This is a genomic window from Pseudomonas sp. SID14000 (assembly GCF_002165135.1).
In the GTDB taxonomy this organism is placed as follows: domain Bacteria; phylum Pseudomonadota; class Gammaproteobacteria; order Pseudomonadales; family Pseudomonadaceae; genus Aquipseudomonas.
Window position 1 is genome coordinate 1 of record NZ_NFZQ01000031.1, and the last position, 3756, is coordinate 3756.

Annotated in this window: 1 protein-coding gene; it reads right to left on the reverse strand. The window is 63.5% G+C overall.

The genetic code is table 11. The features are described from left to right. Positions 1-3756: beta strand repeat-containing protein (locus tag CAY82_RS24660; protein WP_368681561.1), on the reverse strand; the 3756-nt coding region annotated here is incomplete at both ends.

The window sequence follows — 3756 nt, forward strand, 5'->3', positions numbered from 1 at the left end:
CCACCGAGTCGTTGATGGTGGTCTGAGCTGGTGTCGGGTTCGGCACCAACTGCTCGAAGTTACCGCCCGTGGCGTTCTCGATGGTCACGCTAACGGTCGAGCCGTTGTTGTAGACGTCGTTGGCCGGGGTCTGGAAGTCGACGCTGCCCTGGGTCTTGCCGGCTTCGACGGTGATGGTCTGGCCATTGGACAGGGTCACGGTCACCGGGGTCTGGGCTGGGTTGCTCAGGGTCACGGTGTAGGTGATCACGCCGCCTTCGGTGATGCTTGGCGAAGCGGTCAGGGTCGCGGTGGTGGTGTCCACCGAGTCGTTGATGGTGGTCTGAGCTGGCGTCGGGTTCGGCACCAACTGCTCGAAGTTGCCACCGGTAGCACCGGTAATCGTGGTGCTGACGGTCGAGCCGTTGTTGTAGACATCGTTGGCCGGAGTTTCGAAATCAACACTGCCCTGGGTCTTGCCGGCTTCGATGGTGATGGTCTGGCCGTTGGACAGGGTCACGGTCACCGGGGTCTGGGCTGGGTTGCTCAGGGTCACGGTGTAGGTGATGACGCCGCCTTCGGTGACGCTTGGCGAAGCGGTCAGGGTCGCGGTGGTGGTATCCACCGAGTCGTTGATGGTGGTCTGAGCTGGTGTCGGGTTCGGCACCAACTGCTCGAAGTTACCGCCCGTGGCGTTCTCGATGGTCACGCTAACGGTCGAGCCGTTGTTGTAGACGTCGTTGGCCGGAGTTTCGAAATCAACGCTGCCCTGGGTCTTGCCGGCCTCGACGGTGATGGTCTGGCCGTTGGACAGGGTCACGGTCACCGGGGTCTGGGCTGGGTTGCTCAGGGTCACGGTGTAAGTGATCACGCCACCTTCGGTCACCGACGGGTTCGCCGTCAGGGTCGCGGTGGTGGTGTCCACCGAGTCGCTGATGGTGGTCTGAGCTGGCGTCGGGTTCGGCACCAACTGCTCGAAGTTACCGCCCGTGGCGCTTTCGATGGTCACGCTAACGGTCGAGCCGTTGTTATAGACGTCGTTGGCCGGGGTCTCGAAATCAACACTGCCCTGGGTCTTGCCGGCTTCGACGGTGATGGTCTGGCCGTTGGACAGGGTCACGGTCACCGGGGTCTGGGCTGGGTTGCTCAGGGTCACGGTGTAGGTGATGACGCCGCCTTCGGTAATGCTTGGCGAAGCGGTCAGGGTCGCGGTGGTGGTGTCCACCGAGTCGTTGATGGTGGTCTGAGCCGGCGTCGGGTTCGGCGTCAGTTGTTCGAAGTTACCGCCCGTGGCGCTTTCGATGGTCACGCTAACGGTCGAGCCGTTGTTGTAGACGTCGTTGGCCGGGGTCTCGAAATCAACGCTGCCCTGGGTCTTGCCGGCTTCGACGGTGATGGTCTGGCCATTGGACAGGGTCACGGTCACCGGAGTCTGGGCTGGGTTGCTCAGGGTCACGGTGTAAGTGATCACGCCACCTTCGGTCACCGACGGGCTCGCCGTCAGGGTCGCGGTGGTGGTGTCGACCGAGTCGTTGATGGTGGTCTGAGCCGGCGTCGGGTTCGGCACCAACTGCTCGAAGTTGCCACCGGTAGCACCGGTAATCGTGGTGCTGACGGTCGAGCCGTTGTTGTAGACGTCGTTGGCCGGGGTCTGGAAGTCGACGCTGCCCTGGGTCTTGCCGGCTTCGACGGTGATGGTCTGGCCATTGGACAGGGTCACGGTCACCGGGGTTTGGGCCGGGTTGCTCAGGGTCACGGTGTAAGTGATCACGCCACCTTCGGTCACCGACGGGTTCGCCGTCAGCGTCGCGGTGGTGGTGTCCACCGAGTCGTTGATGGTGGTCTGAGCTGGCGTCGGGTTCGGCACCAACTGCTCGAAGTTACCGCCCGTGGCGCTTTCGATGGTCACGCTAACGGTCGAGCCGTTGTTGTAGACGTCGTTGGCCGGGGTCTCGAAATCAACGCTGCCCTGGGTCTCGCCGGCTTCGACGGTGATGGTCTGGCCGTTGGACAGGGTCACGGTCACCGGGGTCTGCGCTGGGTTGCTCAGGGTCACGGTGTAGGTGATCACGCCACCTTCGGTCACCGACGGGTTCGCCGTCAGCGTCGCGGTGGTGGTGTCCACCGAGTCGTTGATGGTGGTCTGAGCCGGCGTCGGGTTCGGCACCAACTGCTCGAAGTTGCCACCGGTAGCACCGGTAATCGTGGTGCTAACGGTCGAGCCGTTGTTGTAGACGTCGTTGGCCGGGGTCTCGAAATCAACACTGCCCTGGGTCTTGCCGGCTTCGACGGTGATGGTCTGGCCATTGGACAGGGTCACGGTCACCGGAGTCTGGGCTGGGTTGCTCAGGGTCACGGTGTAAGTGATCACGCCACCTTCGGTCACCGACGGGCTCGCCGTCAGGGTCGCGGTGGTGGTGTCGACCGAGTCGTTGATGGTGGTCTGAGCCGGTGTCGGGTTCGGCACCAACTGCTCGAAGTTACCGCCCGTGGCGTTCGCGATGGTCACGCTAACGGTCGAGCCGTTGTTGTAGACGTCGTTGGCCGGGGTCTGGAAGTCGACGCTGCCCTGGGTCTTGCCGGCCTCGACGGTGATGGTCTGGCCATTGGACAGGGTCACGGTCACCGGGGTCTGCGCCGGGTTGCTCAGGGTCACGGTGTAGGTGATCACGCCGCCTTCGGTGATGCTTGGCGAAGCGGTCAGGGTCGCGGTGGTGGTGTCGACCGAGTCGCTGATGGTGGTCTGAGCTGGCGTCGGGTTCGGCACCAACTGCTCGAAGTTACCGCCCGTGGCGCTTTCGATGGTCACGCTAACGGTCGAGCCGTTGTTATAGACGTCGTTGGCCGGGGTCTCGAAATCAACACTGCCCTGGGTCTTGCCGGCTTCGACGGTGATGGTCTGGCCGTTGGACAGGGTCACGGTCACCGGGGTCTGGGCTGGGTTGCTCAGGGTCACGGTGTAGGTGATGACGCCGCCTTCGGTAATGCTTGGCGAAGCGGTCAGGGTCGCGGTGGTGGTATCCACCGAGTCGTTGATGGTGGTCTGAGCTGGTGTCGGGTTCGGCACCAACTGCTCGAAGTTACCGCCCGTGGCGTTCTCGATGGTCACGCTAACGGTCGAGCCGTTGTTGTAGACGTCGTTGGCCGGGGTCTGGAAGTCGACGCTGCCCTGGGTCTTGCCGGCCTCGACGGTGATGGTCTGGCCATTGGACAGGGTCACGGTCACCGGGGTCTGGGCTGGGTTGCTCAGGGTCACGGTGTAGGTGATGACGCCGCCTTCGGTGATGCTTGGCGAAGCGGTCAGGGTCGCGGTGGTGGTATCCACCGAGTCGTTGATGGTGGTCTGAGCCGGCGTCGGGTTCGGCACCAACTGCTCGAAGTTACCGCCCGTGGCGCTTTCGATGGTCACGCTAACGGTCGAGCCGTTGTTGTAGACGTCGTTGGCCGGGGTCTGGAAGTCGACGCTGCCCTGGGTCTTGCCGGCTTCGATGGTGATGGTCTGGCCGTTGGACAGGGTCACGGTCACCGGGGTCTGGGCTGGGTTGCTCAGGGTCACGGTGTAGGTGATCACGCCGCCTTCGGTGATGCTTGGCGAAGCGGTCAGGGTCGCGGTGGTGGTATCCACCGAGTCGTTGATGGTGGTCTGAGCTGGCGTCGGGTTCGGCACCAACTGCTCGAAGTTACCGCCCGTGGCGCTTTCGATGGTCACGCTAACGGTCGAGCCGTTGTTGTAGACGTCGTTGGCCGGGGTCTGGAAGTCGACGCTGCCCTGGGTCT